The 17378-nt window shown below is 69.5% G+C and carries 16 protein-coding genes and 3 pseudogenes; 12 read left to right on the plus strand and 7 right to left on the minus strand.

The genetic code is table 11. The features are described 5' to 3' along the window. Nucleotides 1-9: 9 nt before the first annotated feature. Nucleotides 10-357 (minus strand): hypothetical protein, encoded by a 348-nt coding sequence (locus tag ACIRQF_RS07480; protein WP_404089743.1) that lies wholly within the window; start codon nt 355-357, stop codon nt 10-12. 311 nt (nt 358-668) lie between these two features. Next, nucleotides 669-1808, minus strand: a complete 1140-nt coding sequence (locus tag ACIRQF_RS07485) for a PucR family transcriptional regulator (RefSeq protein ID WP_382481271.1) — start codon at nt 1806-1808, stop codon at nt 669-671. 132 nt (nt 1809-1940) lie between these two features. Here ACIRQF_RS07485 and ACIRQF_RS07490 point away from each other — a divergent pair, with 132 nt between their 5' ends. Both ACIRQF_RS07490 and ACIRQF_RS07495 read left to right on the plus strand, forming a co-directional pair. Then, entirely contained in the window at nt 1941-2951 is a 1011-nt protein-coding gene (locus ACIRQF_RS07490) for a ferredoxin reductase (RefSeq protein WP_404091719.1), read from the plus strand. Between the two features lie 7 nt (nt 2952-2958). Beyond that, the gene (locus tag ACIRQF_RS07495) at nt 2959-4080 is read left to right on the plus strand and encodes a fatty acid desaturase family protein (protein ID WP_404089746.1); all 1122 of its coding nucleotides are present in this window, start codon (nt 2959-2961) and stop codon (nt 4078-4080) included. 570 nt (nt 4081-4650) lie between these two features. Here the strand turns inward: ACIRQF_RS07495 and ACIRQF_RS07500 are convergent. Continuing rightward, nucleotides 4651-4854 carry a cold-shock protein gene (locus tag ACIRQF_RS07500; RefSeq protein ID WP_031142743.1) on the minus strand — a complete coding sequence of 68 codons (204 nt, stop codon included), beginning with the start codon at nt 4852-4854 and terminating at the stop codon, nt 4651-4653. A gap of 248 nt (nt 4855-5102) precedes the next feature. Continuing rightward, nucleotides 5103-5441: a MerR family transcriptional regulator gene (locus ACIRQF_RS07505; protein WP_404089748.1), complete on the minus strand. Its 339-nt coding sequence runs from the start codon at nt 5439-5441 to the stop codon at nt 5103-5105. A 1150-nt stretch (nt 5442-6591) separates the two neighbouring features. Here ACIRQF_RS07505 and ACIRQF_RS07510 point away from each other — a divergent pair. The 9 genes and pseudogenes from ACIRQF_RS07510 to ACIRQF_RS07550 all read left to right on the plus strand — a co-directional run bounded on the left by ACIRQF_RS07510 (nt 6592) and on the right by ACIRQF_RS07550 (nt 14634). Next, the gene (locus tag ACIRQF_RS07510) at nt 6592-8481 is read left to right on the plus strand and encodes an ATP-binding cassette domain-containing protein (RefSeq protein ID WP_404089750.1); all 1890 of its coding nucleotides are present in this window, start codon (nt 6592-6594) and stop codon (nt 8479-8481) included. Between the two features lie 150 nt (nt 8482-8631). Next, nucleotides 8632-10107: an NUDIX domain-containing protein gene (locus ACIRQF_RS07515; protein WP_404089752.1), complete on the plus strand. Its 1476-nt coding sequence runs from the start codon at nt 8632-8634 to the stop codon at nt 10105-10107. Then, nucleotides 10104-10883 (plus strand): class I SAM-dependent methyltransferase, encoded by a 780-nt coding sequence (locus ACIRQF_RS07520; protein WP_404089754.1) that lies wholly within the window; start codon nt 10104-10106, stop codon nt 10881-10883. The genes ACIRQF_RS07515 and ACIRQF_RS07520 overlap by 4 nt, the downstream gene beginning before the upstream one ends. Further along, nucleotides 10880-11896 (plus strand): annotated as a pseudogene (locus tag ACIRQF_RS07525) (MFS transporter); the annotation flags it as partial. The gene ACIRQF_RS07520 and the pseudogene ACIRQF_RS07525, both read left to right, overlap by 4 nt. 20 nt (nt 11897-11916) lie before the next feature. Continuing rightward, nucleotides 11917-12240 (plus strand): annotated as a pseudogene (locus tag ACIRQF_RS07530) (aminoglycoside phosphotransferase family protein); the annotation flags it as partial. A 184-nt stretch (nt 12241-12424) separates the two neighbouring features. Further along, entirely contained in the window at nt 12425-13162 is a 738-nt protein-coding gene (locus ACIRQF_RS07535; RefSeq protein WP_404089756.1) for a hypothetical protein, read from the plus strand. A 233-nt stretch (nt 13163-13395) separates the two neighbouring features. Further along, complete coding sequence (locus ACIRQF_RS07540) at nt 13396-13791, plus strand: hypothetical protein (protein ID WP_404089758.1); 396 nt, start codon at nt 13396-13398, stop codon at nt 13789-13791. Next, complete coding sequence (locus ACIRQF_RS07545) at nt 13769-14146, plus strand: transposase (protein ID WP_404091814.1); 378 nt, start codon at nt 13769-13771, stop codon at nt 14144-14146. The genes ACIRQF_RS07540 and ACIRQF_RS07545 overlap by 23 nt, the downstream gene beginning before the upstream one ends. Nucleotides 14147-14202: 56 nt before the next feature. Next, nucleotides 14203-14634 carry a DUF4259 domain-containing protein gene (locus tag ACIRQF_RS07550; protein ID WP_404089760.1) on the plus strand — a complete coding sequence of 144 codons (432 nt, stop codon included), beginning with the start codon at nt 14203-14205 and terminating at the stop codon, nt 14632-14634. Between the two features lie 38 nt (nt 14635-14672). On the opposite strand, the pseudogene ACIRQF_RS07555 reads toward ACIRQF_RS07550, so the two are convergent. Then, a pseudogene (locus tag ACIRQF_RS07555) lies at nt 14673-14813 on the minus strand (XRE family transcriptional regulator); the annotation flags it as partial. 213 nt (nt 14814-15026) lie between these two features. Here ACIRQF_RS07555 and ACIRQF_RS07560 point away from each other — a divergent pair. Beyond that, complete coding sequence (locus tag ACIRQF_RS07560) at nt 15027-15911, plus strand: MurR/RpiR family transcriptional regulator (protein WP_404089762.1); 885 nt, start codon at nt 15027-15029, stop codon at nt 15909-15911. A 15-nt stretch (nt 15912-15926) separates the two neighbouring features. Here ACIRQF_RS07560 and ACIRQF_RS07565 read toward each other — a convergent pair whose 3' ends face one another. Together ACIRQF_RS07565 and ACIRQF_RS07570 are read right to left on the minus strand one after the other, a co-directional pair. Next, on the minus strand, nt 15927-16880 hold the full coding sequence (locus tag ACIRQF_RS07565; protein WP_404089764.1) for an ABC transporter substrate-binding protein: 954 nt from the start codon (nt 16878-16880) through the stop codon (nt 15927-15929). Nucleotides 16881-16950: 70 nt separating this feature from the next. Beyond that, nucleotides 16951-17349 carry a hypothetical protein gene (locus ACIRQF_RS07570; RefSeq protein ID WP_404089766.1) on the minus strand — a complete coding sequence of 133 codons (399 nt, stop codon included), beginning with the start codon at nt 17347-17349 and terminating at the stop codon, nt 16951-16953. Between the last annotated feature and the right edge of the window lie 29 nt (nt 17350-17378).

Below are 17378 nucleotides of genomic sequence, written 5' to 3' on the forward strand. Positions count from 1 at the left end.
CGCGGATCATCAAGTCGAACAGGCCTCCGGATCGCCGTCGGGTCCGGCATTCGCAGCCGGCAGCGAGGCGGCTTGGCCGGCGAGGGCAGTGACCACGTCGGCCGTCCCTACCGGGACGCGGACCTCGATCGGTTCGCGCACGGCGTCGTCGCTGCGGTCCATGGCCTGCTCGTCCTGGAGGAACAACCCGAGCAGGTCGGCAAGGAACGTCCGGACGACCGCCACACCCTCGGCCTTCTCGTGGGCCTGGTCGAGGGTGAGGGGCTTGCCGGTGGTGTGCCGGATGGAGGCGCCGCTGGAGACGCGGGTGAGGGGGCAGCGTCGTCGAGCACCAGGGCGCGGCGCGCAGGCCACCATGCGGTGGTCGGCTCCTTCGCGTGGGGCGGTCGGCGGGGCCGGGGGGCGAGGCATGCGGTGGTGGTGTTCTTCGAACTGGGGGAACGGCCACGGCCACCGGCCGCGCAGGCTGTGATGGTGTTCTTGGCCATGACTGCCCGCTTCTTCAGCCGGTCGAGGCCGTCGTCGTAGGTGACGGGGCGGTGGCCGGTCCAGCACCAGAGCAGGGGGGCGCCCAGGCTCCAGATGTCAGCGGCGCGGCGACATCGACGGCGACGGCGCGGGCGGTGGCGGTGGCGGTGAGCAGCGGGGCAATCTGGTCGACGTACGTGTCAGCTGAGCCGAAGACCGACCGCCATCGTCAGTTCAAGGACCCGGTGTGGCGATGCGAGATCCGGAAACAGCTCCCGCAGCTGCTGCATCCGGTACCGGACCGTCTGGGGATGGACGAACAACGACGCCGCCACCTCGTCCCGCCTGCCTTGGTGCAGCAGCCACGCCCGCAGCGTCTCCTCCAGCCGCCGTGCGGTCGCGACAGGCAAGGCACGCAACGGTGCGAGGGCTCGGGCACGCAGGTCTGCGAACGCGTCCATGTCGGCGCTCAGCACCAGCTCGGGCAGGTGGTCCTCGACGTCGCGAATATCGCTGGAGAGGGAGCGTGCGCGTACGGCTCGTGCGTACGAGGCGGACGCACGAGTCCATGGCCGGGCCGGGCCGACCACGGCGGTGCGGTCGGTGAGCTGCCGCAGGAGATGTGATCGGTCGGCATCGGGGACGAGCAGTACACCGGTGGCGTCCGGCAGATCGTCGAGGACGAGGGTGCTCGGGTCGAGCGCGCGGTAGGCCGGCCGGGTCTGGGCGGCGGGCAGCAGGACCGCGGTCAGAGAAACCGGAGGCTGCCACCCGGCCTGTTGAGCAGAGGCCAGCAGCACGTCCGGGCTCGCGCCGGCGAGGAGGTCGCGGGCCAGGTGTTCCAGGTGGCGCTCGTGGGCTCTGCCCCGGGCGGCCAGTTCGTCGGCGTGGCCCGCGGCGCTCGCGGCGGAGAGCTCGTCGATGTAGGCGAAGGTCAGCTCGGCGAACTTGGCGACCTGGGCGGCGGGCAGACCTGCGGGTACGGCACCGGCTGCCAGGCATCGCCAGGCCACGCGGGCGCCGACGCGGTAGGCGCTGAGCAGGGCGTCCATCGAACGGCCGTCGCGGACCTCGCCGCGGCCCAGCTCGTAGGCTGCGTCACCGGCGTCGCCGCCTGTGGCGTTCCCGCTGGCGAGGTCCAGGTAGTGCCCCAGGGCGGTGCGGACGGCTCGGCGGATGGTGGCGCCCATGTGGCCCGAGAGGGCGTTGGCGTAGGGAGGGACCTCGTCGATGATCGCCTGGACGACCTCGTCGGCGGTGGTCTTCAGCGCGGCCCGAAGCGCGGTGACCGTCGTCTCGTCCAGGGCCAGTTCGCCGGCCCTTCGAATTGCATGGCTCACGATTTTGTTTCCTGCGAACAATTCTGCCGATCAGTTTTACGTCTTGCGGTCAGGACTTTACGCCTTGAGGCGCATCAAGCTGGAGTCATGACGAGTGCAGCCCTCCGCAGCAGGGCGTGGAAACTGTTGGAGATGGTGACGACGCCGCTGCTGCCGTCGGACTATCTCGACCTGGTCAGCCCGCTGCGCGCGGGTGCTGACCTGCGTGGGCGCATCGAGGCCGTGCAGCCCGAGACGGGTGACGCCGCGACTGTCGTGATCAGGCCGGGGCGGGGCTGGCGCGGCCACAGAGCCGGTCAGTACGTGCGGATCGGGGTCGACGTCGACGGGGTGCGCCTGTGGCGTACCTACTCCCTCACCTCGCCGACGAACCGCCAGGACGGCCGCGTCACGATCACCGTGAAGGCGATCCCGGGCGGCAAGGTCAGCAACCACCTGGTCCGCAGGGCAAGACCGGGCACGCTGATCCAGCTCGACCAGCCGACCGGTGACTTCGTGCTGCCGCAGGCCAAGCCCGCCAAGGTGCTCTACCTGACGGCCGGCAGCGGCATCACTCCCGTGATGGGCATGCTGCGCGACACCGAGTTCGACGACGTCGTCATGGTCCACTGCGCGCCACGGCCGCACGATGTGATCTTCCGCAAGGAACTGCACGACCTGGTCGCGGCCGGGAAGCTGCGGCTCACCGAGGTGCACACCGACACGGACGGCATGCTCGACATCGCCCGGCTCGACGAACTCGTGCCCGACTGGGCCGAGCGCGAGACCTGGGCCTGCGGGCCCGCGGGCCTGCTCGACGCCGCCGAAGAGCACTGGAACGAGCACGGCGTACCGGAGCGCCTGCACACCGAACGCTTCCGCCCCGGCGTCGTCGTCGCGGGCGACGGCGGCGAGGTCACGTTCAGCGCCAGCGGCAAGACCGTCGACGCGGATGGCGCCACGCCGTTGCTGGACATCGGCGAGGAGGCCGGCGTGCTCATGCCCTCCGGGTGCCGCATGGGCATCTGCTTCGGCTGCGTCACGCCGCTCAAGGCCGGCGCCGTCCGCGACCTGCGCACCGGCGAGATCACCGAGGCCGAGCCGGGCGTCCTCATCCAGACCTGCGTGTCCGCCGCGGCGGGCCCCTGCGACATCGAACGGTAGGAGCACCTTGACCGCTATCGACCCCACCGCCCACCTGACCACGGAGCAGATCGAGGAGCTCGGCCGCGAGCTGGACGCGATCCGCGACGAGGTGATCGCCGGCCGCGGTGAGAAGGACGCCGCCTACATCCGCAAGGTCATCTCGGCGCAGCGCAAGCTCGAGCTGGCCAGCAGGGCCGTACTGCTGTTCTCGATCTTCCCGCCCGCGTGGCTGCTCGGCACCGCCGGTCTGTCCGTGGCGAAGATCATGGACAACATGGAGATCGGCCACAACATCCTGCACGGCCAGTGGGACTGGATGCGGGACCCGAAGATCCACTCCACCACCTGGGAATGGGATCACGTCTCGCCGGCCGACCAGTGGAAGCACTCGCACAACGAGCTGCACCACACGTACACCAACGTCATCGGCAAGGACAACGACCTCGGCTACGGCATCATGCGCGTCGACGAGGACCAGAAGTGGCACCCGTTCCACCTCGGCCAACCGCTGTGGAACTTCATCAACGCCTGCTTCTTCGAGTACGGCATCGCCGCGTACGACCTGGAGCTGGGTAAGAACCTGCACAAGCGCCGCCGCAGGAACCCCGAGTTCCGCATGCGGGCCAAGGCCGTGGGCCGCAAGATCCGCAAGCAGGTACTCAAGGACTACGTGATCCACCCGCTGCTGTCGGGCCCCTCGTTCCTCCCCACGCTCGCCGCCACGTTCACCGCGAACCTGGTCCGCAATCTCTGGACCCACTCGGTGATCATGTGCGGGCACTTCCCCGAGGGCGTACAGGTCTTCGAGCGCCGGTCGATCAAGGGCGAGACGCGCGGCCAGTGGTACCTGCGCCAGATGATGGGCTCGGCGAACATCAGCGGCAGCAGGGCCATGCACTTCATGACCGGCAACCTGTCGCACCAGATCGAGCACCACCTGTTCCCCGACCTGCCGAGCAACCGGTACGCCGAGGTCGCGGTGAAGGTGCGCGCGCTGTTCGAGAAGTACGAGCTGGAGTACGTCACCGGGCCGCTGCCCAAGCAGGTGTTCTCCGCGTGGCGCAAAGTCTTCCGGCTCTCGCTGCCGAACAAGAAGCGCAAGGTCGACACGTCGGACCGCCGCAAGCAGGAACTCGTCGCGGCCTGATTCCCGGTATGGGTTCAGCTTCTTCGGCCGGACCGGCGGCACCGCCGGTCCGGTCAGCTGCGATGGAACAGGTCTGCGCCTGCCGACCGGTGCCTTCCTGTTGGCGCGGGGCGGGCGGGCCTGCCTTGGGCGCCGGCGGTTCGGGGGGCAGGATTCGAGGACGAGCAGCACGCGTGGTGCGTTGGGCAGATCTTCTCGAGAGAGTCTGCCTGGGCGAGCACCCCGGCGTAGCCGGCACCGTGAAGCGGACTGCAGTCAGACGCACACGAGAGCGTCGTGTCCGGGCGTGGGCCCGTTGTTTCGCACGGTGTGGTGTGCAGGTGGGTGCGCAGGTGTACGGGGGCGTAGAAGCCCGCGAGGTGCGGGAGGCTGCGATGCACCACCGCGGACGAGGGCCACGCGCAATCGCGCAGCCCTCGCCCGGTGCGTGTCCATTGCCTCCGGGACGCCGGACTGGCTTCCGTCGTTTGCCTCCGGGACGCCGGCCCGGCTTCCGTCGTTCGGGTCGCCCGCTACCGGGCAGTCGGGAAGCAGAACCGATCCGGTGTCCGCAGGCGGAGACGGGAAGGGTTAGGCCGGGGTGATGTTCTCCGCCTGGGGGCCCTTCTGGCCCTGGGTGACGTCGAACGTCACGACCTGGCCCTCCTGGAGCTCACGGAAGCCCGAGGCGTTGATCGCCGAGTAGTGGGCGAAGACGTCCGGGCCGCCGCCGTCCTGGGCGATGAAGCCGAAGCCCTTCTCCGCGTTGAACCACTTCACAGTTCCCGTAGCCATGTCTCATGCCTTCCAGTCGATGAACGCCGCCCACACGGTGTGGGAGGCGGAGGTGATCGCCCTGGTTCCTGCGGCACAGCACAGCAAAAAAGCCCACGCCGGAGGCATGGGCAAAGGGAAGATCCGAACCACGACAGCTAACGGAGACGTTACACGGTCACACCCACTGTCACCACAGGAAACGCCTCACATCTCACGCCTCACGCCCCCCTGCGTGCGGGTTGACCTGTGTCTGGGGTTGCATGGTCTCAGGCCGCGGCCGGTGGCTTTGCCGATTCGGCGGCGCGGCGATACTCGGCGTTGATGCGCTGGGCTTCCTCGAGCTGGTCCTCGAGGACGATGATGCGGCAGGCGGCCTCGATCGGGGTGCCCTGGTCGACGAGTTCCCGGGCACGGGCGGCGATGCGCAGCTGGTAGCGGGAGTAGCTGCGGTGACCGCCCTCGGAGCGCAACGGGGTGATCAGGCGGTGTTCGCCCAAGGCGCGCAGAAAGGCGGGGGTGGTGCCGATCATGTCGGCGGCCCGGCCCATCGTGTAGGCAGGATAGTCGTCGTCGTCGAGACGCCCGTATGGGTCGCCTGCTGTCATTGGCACCTCTCTCCGGAACGTGTGGAGGGGCCCTGGTGCCGTACGGCACCAGGGCCCCGAAGGAACTACTACAGCACCTGCCGGCCCTGATACTGCGCCGGCTCTCTGTGTCCGCGTACCCGACCTGACTGCTGCCGGGGCTGCGGGGATCGCGGTTGCCTGACCGGAGACCACCTCACTAACGATGTCCTGCGGTACCCGGACTCGAGACTTCCGTCCGGGCGATCCTGAAGGTGCTTCGTTCCTCCGTTCTTCCTCGGTGATCAACTACCTACCATCGGGGTACTGCGTACTACGGGTACGGCTCTACTGCGGGTACTACTGGTGATGCGAACCGCTCGGTGACCTGTGACAGCGCCACTCTCCAACAGCCGGCCCCGTCGCCCGTCCTGCGTCTGCTCTGGCTTGGAACCCCACTGCCACCTTCCCGGTGCGCGCGCCCGCAGCCGACGCCTTCACCAGGGGTACTGCTCACTGACTTCGCTGCTGGGTACTGCCACTGCGGTACTGGCGGCCCCTGATCACTGCGGGCCACCCGGTCCGGTCGCCAGTCCCGTCGCCGTCCTGCAACCACCCTGGCTTCGAAACTCCACCACCGCACCGTCATACGAACTGCAACCACGGGTAGTGCTGCCCGGCAGTTCGTCTCTGCCGGGGCCTGCGTTCTCTCTGCCTACGAGAGAAACCATAACCACAACACTGATGAATGTCTACTCCGGCCGTGACAGATTTCCGTTTGTTCAGCAACGAGATAATCGCCATCGCACAGTGGAGGCCACCGACAGCGTGATCCTCGTCGTTTCGGAGCTCGTCCACCGCGCGGCCGGCGACCGTGGACGGCGACGGCAAGCTGCGCGGCGGCCGGGGTCGGGGCGGGGCCGGGGTCGGGGTCGGGGTCGGGGTCCCCTGCGACCGGGAGGAGCGGGCCGCCTGGTCGTCGAGCACGGGCGAGGGGGGCACCACTGTCGGCGATTCGGCCAACCGCACTGCTTCACAGACCTGTTGCGGGGATTGGGTCCGTGCATCCTCCATGCGGCCCCGGCCGCTCTATCTCGGGAAGTCCGAAGCGACTCAAATACACCAGTTCGATATCTCGGCGCGGTCGTTGAGTCTCACGACGCCACCGGACGACCGTTTAGGGGGACCCGCCTTGACCTCGGCCGCAACGAACGAACAGCAGAACACCATGCCTGCGCCGCCCTTGCCAGCGGAGATCACGTACAGCGGGCAGTACTCCGTCAATCCGCTCGCCGAGGTCTCCTTCCGTCGGATGAGCGCCCAGATCCCGGCCGTCCTGGGCCGGATCGCGCGGCTGTCGTGGGGGACCGACCGGCGGGCGGTGCAGCTCCTGGTCGGCTGCCAGGTGGTCACGGGCGTCTCTGCCGCCGTACTGCTGGCCGCCACGGCCCACGCCATGGCACCGGTCCTCGGGGACGGCACCGCCGGCGAGCGGCTGCGCGGCGCCCTGCCGGCGCTGCTGGTCGTGGCGTTCGCCGCCGCGCTGGCACGCGCGGCGGGGGCGGTCGCCGCGTACGCCGAGCGGCGGATCACTCCTCGGCTGACCACGGAGACGGACACCGCGCTGGTCGAGGCGGTGTGCCGGGTGGAGGCCTCGGCCTACGCGGAGGACGGCTTCTCGGACCGGCATGAGGCGGCCGAGATGGGTGTGATCCGTACGCACGTCATGGTCACCGACGCTCAGCGGTTCCTGTCCGCGCTGATTCGCATGGTCACCGCCGGCGGCGTGCTGTCGGTGCTGAACCCGTGGATGCTGCCGCCGCTGCTGCTCGCGGTGCTGCCGGCCGGCGTCGGTGCGGTGCTGACCGCCCGGGTCGACTACGAGATCCACTACGCCAACATCGCCGACCGCAACGTGCGCGGCATGATGCGCTGGTGGGCGACCGAGTCGAAGTACGGCGACGAGGTCCGCGCCAACTCGATGACGGACTACCTCATCTTCTGGTACCGGGCTCTGTCCGACCGGTGCGACCGGCGCACCCTGGCCGCCGCGCCGCGGACCCTGCGGATCGCCCTGCTGTCCGCGCTGGCCGGCGGTGTCTTCCTCGTCGCGACCTGGGGCGCGTTGGCGTGGCTTGCGGTCTCAGGTCGGGTCGAGCTCGCGGTCGCGGCGACGGCCGTCATCGCCGTGCAGACGACGCTCGCCGCGCTGTCCCAGGTGGTCATCAACGGCGCCGCGGTCTTCCACACCAGCCTGTACCTCAGTGACATGCAGGCCTTCCTCGACGATGCCGCCGCCCGCGCCCCCAAGCGCGGGCCCCGCGCGCACGCCGCGCCGACCGAGGAGATCCGGCTCGAGGAGGTCGTCTACCAGTACCCGGGCAAGGACAAGCCCGCCGTGGACGGTGTCTCGCTCGCTCTGCAGCGCGGGCAGATCCTCGCGATCGTCGGCGCGAACGGGTCGGGGAAGTCCACGCTCACCCGGTTGCTGACCGGTATCTACCTGCCCGACAAGGGCAAGGTCACATGGAACGGCACCGACCTCGCCGAGATGGACCCCGCCACGGTGTGGGAAACCACCGGCCTGGTGCCGCAGATCTTCGCCCAGTGGCCGCTACGGGTCCGCGAGAACGTCACCCTCGGCCAGCCCCGCACCCACGACGACGCCCCCGTGTGGGAGGCCGTCGACGCGGTCGGCCTGCGCGAGTCCGTCGAGGACCTGCCCGCTGGTCTCGACACCCTCCTGGCCCGCGACGTCTTCGGCGGCTCGGAACTCTCCGGCGGACAGTGGCAGCGCATCGCCTGCTCAAGGGCCCTGTACAGGCGCCCGGGGCTGCTGATCCTCGACGAGCCCACCTCCCAGATGGACCCCCGCGGCGAGCACCAGATCTTCGAGCAGATCAAGGCCATCGCCGCGGACCGCATCACGATCATGGTCACCCACCGCCTGGAGAACACCAAGATCGCCGACCACATCATCGTGATGGAGCACGGCCGGATCACCGAACAGGGCCCGTACGACGACCTCGTCCACGCCGGTGGAACTTTCGCGGAACTGCTGGAACTCTCCCAGGACCGCTGATCGATCACGCCCCATCACGTCCGCCCCTCGCCGACAGTCAAGCCGCCCCTGCCCCCGTGCCCGGATCAACAAGAGCCCGAGCCGGCTCCGTGTGACACACGCCGAGCCGGCTCCGTGTGCCGCCCCCGTCCCCTCAGCGCCGAGGTTCTGATGCCACCCTCCCTCTCTCACATCCGTACCGTGGTCACCGCGTACCTCGACCGGCACCCCGGCGAACGAGGCGCCCTGGCCGGCCTGCTGGCGGCTCGGGACGCCGGCGCCGAGCCGGCCAACCGCACCACCCTTCCTGCCCACATCACGTGCAGCGCCGTAGTGATCGACCGGCACCGGCGGGTCCTGCACATCGACCACAAGGCGAGCGGAGGACTGCTGCTCGCGCCCGGCGGGTCCGTCGAGGCGGACGACGAGACTCTCCTGGCCGCGGCCCTGCGCGAGGTCAAGGAGGAGGCCGGAATCCCCGCCTCGGCTCTCGTCCTGACGCCCGAGCTCCGGGACGCACCGATCGACATCGACGTCCACGCCATCGACCCCGACCCGGCACGAGGCGAAGCGGCCCACTGGCACTACGACGTGCGCTTCGTCTTCTACCTCGCCGACGGTGCGCCCGAGCTCGCGCTGCAAGCCGAGAGGGTCACGGGATCGGCTTGGCTGCCGTTCGACGAAGTGTCCTCCCCGACGCTGCGCGAGAAACTCGCCGGCTCAGCTCTGGACGGGGTGATCGTTGCGGTGAACGCCTCCGCGATCATCCACGACGGCCACGGCCGCTATTTGCTACATCTGCGGGACGCCGACAAGCCGTGGATCTGGGAGCCCGGGTGCTGGTCGCTGCTCGGCGGCGGCCGGGAGCCGCAGGACCGTACCCTGCTCGACACGGTCCGGCGGGAGTTGCGCGAGGAGGCCGGCCTGACGGTCGCGGACCTGGAGCCGTACGCGGTCGAGCACGTCACCGGCACCGATGGCACGAGGGTGCCGATCCAGCTGTTCACCGGCCTCTGGGACGGCGACCCGGCCCGTCTGTCCCTCACCGAGGGCGTGATGCTCGCCTGGGTGCGGCCCGAGAAGTTCCCGCACATGACGATGCTGCCCTCGACCCGGGAACTGCTGGAGCAGCACGCCGCCGATCATCCCCTGCCCGCCGACGGTCCGACCACACTGGCAGGGATCGCGCGGGCGGAAGGGCCGCTCGGGACCGTGCTGAACGTGGTCGGTGTCCACCTCTACCTGGAACGCGATGGGCAGGTGCTGCTGGGCCTGCGGCATCCCGACTCGGCGTACGCGGGCGGGTCCTGGCACGTGCTGGCGGGCCACTGCGAAGCCGAGGCAGCAAGTGCCGGCCTCGTGCGGGAGGCGTACGAGGAGGCAGAACTGGTCATCGACCCGGCCGACGTCGAGCTTGTCCACACCGTGCACATGAGGGAACTGCCCACGGGCCCGCCCCGGGTCCAGCTCTTCTTCCGCGCCCGCCGCTGGGAGGGTGAGCCGAAGCGGCGGGAGCCCGACAAGTGCGTGTCCTGGCAGTGGTGGAACGTCAAGGACCTGCCCGAGCCGGTCGTCCCGTACACCCGAGCGGCCATCGAGGGCATCCAGGCCGGCCGGACCTACACGGAGCTGGGGTGGGGGCGGTGACCGGATTCGACTCGGTGGGTGCCGCCTACGCCGCCCACTCCGGCAGCGCGCGGGGCCGCCTGCGTCACGACCTGGTGGAACGCCGGCTTCTCGCCGAGCTGCCGACCGCGCCCGCTCGGATTCTGGACGTCGGCTGCGGGAACGGCGAGATGACGCTGCGCCTCGCCGCGGCCGGCCACCGGGTGACCGGTGCCGATCCGGCCGCCACCATGCTGGCGGTCGCGGCCGACCGTCTCGCAGCCCGGCCCGAGCTCGCGGCCCGCGTCCGGCTCGTCAACGTCGGCTTCGAGTCCCTCTCCTTGGACGGGGAGCCGTTCGACGGCGTGTGCTGCCATGGCGTGCTGATGTACCTGGACGATCCCGGTGAGGCGGTCGCCCGTCTGGCCGGGCTCGTCGCGCCGGGCGGCCTGCTGAGCATCCTCGCCAAGAACCGCCGGGCCATCGGCGTACGCGAGGCTCTCGTCGGCGACTACGAGACCGCGCGCCGGCTCATCGTGTCCGGAGCGGACCGGAGCGTCGGCAATCTCGGCCGGGAAACCCGCGGTGATGACCCCGAGGCCCTCGACCGGCTCGCCGCCGAGCACGGGCTGAGTCCGCAGCCGTGGCAGGGCGTTCGGATCTTCCACGACCACTTCGACGACACCTGGGCTCCGGATCCCGCTGCGTACGAGACGGCGCTAGAGCTGGAGTGGGCCGCGTCCTGGCAGAGCCCCTACCGGGACATGGGTCACCTCGTGCACACCCTGGCTCGCCGACCGGAGCGGAGCCGATCGTGACGCCCACCAGCACAGTCCATGACGCGGCCGCAGAGGGCGCTGCCGCCCTTCCTCTGCGCACCAACAAGTCCTTTCGCGCGTACTGGGTCGGCGAGGCGGTGACCCTCGCGGGGTCATCGGTCCACGGCGTGGCGCTGCCGGTGATCGCGGTGCTGGAGCTGGACGCATCCCCCGGCCAGGTGTCGCTGCTGGCCGCCGCCGCGACGGTGCCCGCGTTCGTTCTCGCGCTGCCTGCCGGGGTGGCCGGCGACCGGTACCCGAAGAAGAGGATCATGATCGGTACGGATCTCGCCGCAGCCGTGGTGGTGTCCGTGGTGCCGGTCTGCTGGGCCGTGGAAGTCCTGTCCGTGCCCGTGCTCTACGCGGTCGCCCTGCTGCTGGGCGCGCTGACCGTGCTGCACCAGGCCGCGTCGATCGCCATCGTGCCTGAGATCGTCGACCGCGCCCACATGCATCCGGCGAACGCGCGGATCGCCGGCGCCTTCTCCCTGGCGGACACGGCTGGTAGCTACGGCGGCACCCTCGTCGTGGGTGTTCTCGGTGCGGGCCGCGCCCTGTGGCTGGACTCCCTCTCGTACCTGTTCAGCGCCTGGTTCACCTCCCGGATCCGGCCCAGCGCGGTACACCGGGTGGCGGCTGCCCGGCCCGCGCTGATGGGCGCGGCGATCCGCGAGGGGGTCCACTACGTGATGCGCGATCCCATACAGCGTTCCCTGGTGCTCTCGCTCGCCGGTCTCGCCTTCGCCGACGGGATCGTGACGACGTATTTCGCGTACACGCTGCTGACCCGGCTGGACTCCGGCAGCACCGGTCTCGGCCTGGTCATGGGCGTCACCGCTGCCGGCGGCCTCGCGGGGGCGGTGGTCGCCACCCGCCTCGTGGACCGGTTCGGGCCGGCACACGTGCTGATGACCGGGTTCCTCGCCTACGCCGTGTGCGGGGTGCCTCTCCTCGTCGCCCGGCCGGGACCGGTGTGGCTGGGCGGGATCGCGGCCGCCGGCGCGCTGAGGACGGCGGCCGCGGTCGCCGCGGGCACGACACAACGGTCCCTGCGGCAGCAACTGTGCCCTCCCGATGGATCGCCATCGATCCCGAGCCACTCGCCGGCGACCCAGGATTCGATTTGTGGCCCGCCCTGGACAGCAGGTGGGACGACATCGTGGCGAAGGGCGACACCCTGCGCATCGTGCGACGCCGCTTCGACCTGCTCACCGATATCCTCGACCTGGACCGCGCACGCGCGACCGGCTGGACCCTGGGACGGCTGCTGCAGAACTCGCTCTGGGACATCGACGACGGTGGGACCCGGCTCGCTCCGTCCTCCGTCGCGATCGCGGACTCGCTGCTCCACCGGTGACCTCCGGCCAACGGAGGGCCGGACCAGCCGAATGCGAGACCACTCGGCAATCCGAGCGCTAGAGTCCACCCGTGCGTTGATCTTCCGGGCGGTGGCCAAGCACCGCTGCAGACGATGCGGGCGCCTCAGGTAAGCCAGGGCGCCCGCCTGTCAGGCCCGTCACCACATCACCGGAGACCACGCAATGGCCGCCCAGGAACACCTCCCCTACGACGCGTTCGTCGAACTCGCCGCTGCTGATCTTGCGGTAGTCGGCCTTGTCCTCAAAGGTTCCCAGGCCCACGAGGGCATGATCACCGAGCACTCCGACCACGACCTGTACGTCATCCTCGCCGACGGGGCGACGACGGAACTCACCCGCTTCACGGGACACCGCACCCCAGAACTCGACCTCGTCATCCTCTCCCTCGACAGGTTCCGTGCCGCCGGAATGCCCGGCTTCGAGCGAAACGCCCTCGCCCGGGCCCAGATCGTGCTCGACCGCCTCGGCGGCGTCATCGCCGAGATCCTGGCCGAGAAGACGCGACTCGCCGCCGACGCAGCCTTCCACGAGGCAGACGCATGGCTCGACGCCTACGCCAACTCCCTCTACCGCTCCGTGAAGAACGACCGCGACGGACATGCCCTCGCGGCACGACTCGACGCCGCCGACAGCATCAGGTTCCTGCTGGAGTTGCTTTTCGCTCTGGACCGACGCCCCCGCCCTTACAACAAGTACCTGGAGTGGGAACTTGCCCGATTCCCACTGCCCGGCTGGGATACCGAGCTGCTGCTCGGCGCTGTGAACCACATCTCGGCAACGGGCGACGTATCCACACAGCGTCGCCTCTTTGCCCAGGTCGAAGGAGCGGCCCGGCGAGCCGGACACGATGCGGTGCTCGACGCATGGGGTGAGGACCTGCACCTCATGCGCCCTCAGTAGGAACGCCTCGGGGCCGCCTGGGCACCACAGCCCTTCCCGCCTGGGGCTTTCACAACAGGGCCTAAAGCGTGTTGCAGAAGGTCTTGTCCGAGTCACCGCGTCCTCGTGCGCAGAAACGTACCGCAGGGCGAGGAAGACGTCGGCCGCGAGATAGTGGGCGTTCGGGTTCTGGTCCCCGATCCCGTGGCGAAGGCCGACGAACCGGCGCCGCCCGAGGAGGAGACGGACTCGCCATGGCGGAGCGAGCGGTTCGCCAACCGCGTCCGGGCCGGCATGCCACGGTCCACGCGCTGCTGGAAGCCGGCCACAGCCGCCGCTCCATCGGGCGTCAGCTCCAGATGACCCACCGCACCGTCAAGAGCCTCGCCGACGCTGCCAAGCCGGAAGACCTCTTCCGCGGCCAGTGGCAGCACAACAGGACCTCCGTCCTCGACGAGTACAAGCCCTTCCTGGACCAACGCTGGGACGAGGGCTGCACCAACGCCTGGAAGCTCTGGGAGGAGATCGTTCCTTTGGGCTATCGCGGCAGCTACGGCCGGGTCAGCGCCTACCTGCGAGAGAAGCACCTCGCCACGGCCGGTCACCGCGCAACCGCCGGCACCCCGCGTGGTGACGCAATGGATCCTTAGCCGACCCGAGACGCTGACCGAGATCGAACACCTCCGGCTCAAGGCCGTCCTGACCAACTGCCCCGAACTCGATGCCCTGACCGGTCACGTCCGGTCCTTCGCCCACATGCTCGCCGAGCGCCAGGGTGAACGACTCCCTCAGTGGCTCGACGCCGTCCGCCAGGAAGACCTGCTCAGTCTCACTCTCGCGGCCGGCATCGACCGGGACCGCGACGCCGTCATCGCCGGCCTGACGCTGCCCTGGAACCCCGGAGTCGTCGAAGGACACGTCAACCGGATCAAGATGCTCAAGCGCCAGATGTTCGGCCGCGCAGGCTTCGGCCTTCTTCGCAAACGGGTCCTGCTCGCCCCGTAGTCGTGTTGTCAGTGCCTGATGCGAGGATCCGGGCGACCATACGCAAGGAGATCAACATGGGCACCTGGGATACCGGTCCCTTCGACAACGACACAGCCGCGGACTTCGCCAACGCGCTCGACGAAGCCGAGCCCGAAACACGTGAAGCCCTGATCCGAGGCGTCCTCATACGGACTATCGACGCCACCGGCTACCTCGCGGAAGCGGAAGAGGCGGTGGCCGCCGCCGCCTTGATCGCGGCGCAATGCCCGGGAGGCGAACCCGTCGACATGTCCTACGGCCCGGAAACACCGCTGCCCGTGTTCCCTTCCGACCTTCGGGTACTCGCCGACGAAGCCCTCGCCCGCATCGTCGGCGACGACGATGGGCCGGCCTCAAACTGGGTCCACCCGGAGGACTGGAAGCAGTGGCGAGCCATACTGACGCGCCTTCGCGCAGTGCTTGCCCCGCCACCCCCGTCCATTGCTCTCTTCGACGTCCAGCCGTAACGGAGCGTCACCCAGCACGGAAGCTGAGCCAGAACCCCCTAGAAGTGAACGAAGCCAGCGCGGCGGCCGCCGACGCGGAAGTAGACCTCGCCGAGGGCGTCGGCGGTGGCCTGCTGGAGCTCGCGGTCGGTGGCGCCGGCGGCCTGGGCGTTGAGGAGGCGGGCGGCACCCGCTCGCGGTGGTGTGAGCGGGTGCCCGTCACTCCTACGAGCAGTGGCGGCTTCCTCGTACGTGTCCACGGCGGGAGGGGTTCCGGCCACTTCACCGATGGACGTAACGTACGATACATTCGTCCATCGGGTAGGCCTTGTCTGTACCGATGGGGCGGCCGGGGTCGCCCGAGACCACGGACAGCTCGCCGGAGCCGGCGCAGCCTGTAGGAAAGGACCGACATGGGCGGCACACTGGCCGACGAGATCCGCAGTCGACTCGGGGAGCTCAGCCCTGCCGAGCGCAAGGTCGCGCGGGTCCTGCTGGCCGGCTATCCCGCAGCGATCTTCGAAACAGTCGCCACGATCGCGGATCGCGCCTCCGTGTCCGCTCCCACCGTGCTCCGCTGCGCCTCCCGGCTCGGCTACCGCGGCTTCCCCGACCTGCAGGCGGCGTTGCGTGCCGAGCTCGAGGCGCGTCACGCCTCACCGATCACCTTGTACGAGAGCACGGGTTCGGCAAAGGCGCAGGAGCCGTCCGCCGGGCAGCGGGGCGAGGAGGACGCGCCGCTCGCGGGGCGGTCGCTCGCTCTCGTACAGCAGGCCTTGGCCCAGACTTTCAGCGAGATCTCTCCTCATGAATTCGGCCTCGCGGTCAAGCTCCTGAGCGACCCACGTCGCCGGATCCACCTCGCCGGCGGCCGCTTCACCCACCTGCTCGCCGAGTACCTGGGACTCCACCTGATGCAGTTCCGCGACCAGGTCGCCTTCGTCCCGGACCGGGACGTGGAGCGGGCGGCGTTCCTGACGCAGCTGGCGCGTCGCGATGTGACGGTCATCTTCGACTACCGGCGCTACGAGGACGACAAGGCGGTCATCGCGGAGCTGGCGCGAGAGCGCGGCGGTAAGGTCATCGTCTTCACCGATCCATGGCTGTCGCCGAGCGCCAGCCATGCCGACGTCGTCCTCACCAGCCAAGTGCACTCCGACTCCCCCTACGACAGCCTCACGCCCACGCTTGCCCTCATCGAGTCCGTCGTCGCCGCCACCCTGGGCGAACTGGGCGCCGAGGCGCACCAGCGGATGAAGGACGCCGAGGACGTCGCGAGGCGCACCGGACTCCTGTGAAGGGTGTCTGCGGACTCAGTCGAGCGCTCCGTTGACCGTCGCCTTCGGGATCGCGATGTTCGGGACCTTGTACTTGCCGAGGATCTTCCGGTAGGAGCCGTCGTCCATCAGCGACTGCAGGGCTGCCCGCACCGCCTCCTTGAGGCCCGCGTGATCCTTGGTGATGCCGATCCCCATGGGTGAGGCGCTGTATTCGCCGACCGCGGCGCGGCCCGTCACCGTGGAGAACGCATTACCTCCGTCCGCTGTCGACGCGACGTACGCGGCCGTGACCTCGTCCAGGTAGTCAGCGACGACCTTGCCGCTACGCAGGGCGAGTTGGGCCTCCGAGTCCTTGGCGAAGGTGAGAATCCGGATGGGCGGGAGACCCTTCGCCTTGCAGAGCTGCTGGCGCTGCTGCAGGAGCTTCTGGTGGTTGGTTCCGGTCTGCACGCCGACCGGCTTGCCGCACACGTCGGTGACCACGGTGATTCCGGCCGGGTTGCCCTTGCCGACGAGCCAGCCGGGCCCCGCGTTGAGGTAGTCGACGAAGTCGACCGACTTCTGTCGTGCCTTCTTGTCGGTCATCGCGGACATGACGACGTCGAACTTGCCGGCCTGCACGGCGGGGAGGATGCCGTCGAACTTCTGGGCCTTGAAGTCGAACCGCACTCCGAGGCGGGCGCCGATGGCCTGACCGAGATCGTAGTCGATGCCGGTGATCTGCTTGCTGCCCTCGTTCTCGTACATCTCGAAGGGCGGGTAGGGGAGGTCCGTGGCCACGCGTACCGTGTTCGTGGCCCGGATGCTCTCGGGAAGCAGGGCGTGGAGCTTCGGGTCGGGCTTGATCGTGAGGCCCGGCAGTACCGCGACGGGGCCGGCCTCCGGCCGGGCGTCGGCGGCCGTGGTGCCCGTGTCGGTGGTGCATGCGGACACGGCAAGGGCGGCGACGGCGGTCAGGACCACGGCAGATGTGACGTGCGAGCGCATGACGGATCTTCCTTCGGTGGGCGTGTCGGGTGACAGCAGGTATTTCGGTCTGCGGCCGGGTGGGACGGGATCAGACCAGATCGACGCGGCGCGCGGTCCCTTCTCCCCGTTTCATGTGCTGGTGCGCGCCGTCGCCGAGCGACGTGACGGGAGCGGCCACCAGGGTCTCGATGACGGCGGGGGTGGGCACGAGACTGTCGTAGGGCAGGGTGAGGGCGCCGGCGAAGTCGTGCCGCGTGACGTCGGTGAGGGTCTGCGTGAGGGCCTGGGTGAGGAGCGTGCTGCTGTGCGCCACGAGGCCGGCGGTCGAGTGTCCGTAGGCTCCGGCTCCGGCGGTCTCGTAGAGCGAGAGCGGCGAGGCGCTGCGCTCGTCGATTTCCTTGCGCAGCGCGGCCTGGAGGTCGGGGAAGCTCGTGTAGCCGAGGCGGGACAGGAATACCCCTGGGAGACTGTCTCCGGTCCTGCGCACGCCGGTGTCGCGCTGGTGGTACCAGGCAG

The organism is Streptomyces sp. NPDC101191, from assembly GCF_044767915.1.
GTDB lineage: Bacteria > Actinomycetota > Actinomycetes > Streptomycetales > Streptomycetaceae > Streptomyces.

What these genes read in the sequence shown, in the direction of transcription:
- ACIRQF_RS07480 (WP_404089743.1), bottom strand. Translation starts at nt 357, where the DNA reads ATGGTGGCCTGCGCGCCGCGCCCTGGTGCTCGACGACGCTGCCCCCTC.
- ACIRQF_RS07490 (WP_404091719.1), top strand. Translation starts at nt 1,941, where the DNA reads ATGGTGACGACGCCGCTGCTGCCGTCGGACTATCTCGACCTGGTCAGC.
- ACIRQF_RS07500 (WP_031142743.1), bottom strand. Translation starts at nt 4,854, where the DNA reads ATGGCTACGGGAACTGTGAAGTGGTTCAACGCGGAGAAGGGCTTCGGC.
- ACIRQF_RS07505 (WP_404089748.1), bottom strand. Translation starts at nt 5,441, where the DNA reads ATGACAGCAGGCGACCCATACGGGCGTCTCGACGACGACGACTATCCT.
- ACIRQF_RS07515 (WP_404089752.1), top strand. Translation starts at nt 8,632, where the DNA reads ATGCCACCCTCCCTCTCTCACATCCGTACCGTGGTCACCGCGTACCTC.
- ACIRQF_RS07535 (WP_404089756.1), top strand. Translation starts at nt 12,425, where the DNA reads ATGGCCGCCCAGGAACACCTCCCCTACGACGCGTTCGTCGAACTCGCC.
- ACIRQF_RS07540 (WP_404089758.1), top strand. Translation starts at nt 13,396, where the DNA reads ATGGCGGAGCGAGCGGTTCGCCAACCGCGTCCGGGCCGGCATGCCACG.
- ACIRQF_RS07550 (WP_404089760.1), top strand. Translation starts at nt 14,203, where the DNA reads ATGGGCACCTGGGATACCGGTCCCTTCGACAACGACACAGCCGCGGAC.
- ACIRQF_RS07560 (WP_404089762.1), top strand. Translation starts at nt 15,027, where the DNA reads ATGGGCGGCACACTGGCCGACGAGATCCGCAGTCGACTCGGGGAGCTC.
- ACIRQF_RS07565 (WP_404089764.1), bottom strand. Translation starts at nt 16,880, where the DNA reads ATGCGCTCGCACGTCACATCTGCCGTGGTCCTGACCGCCGTCGCCGCC.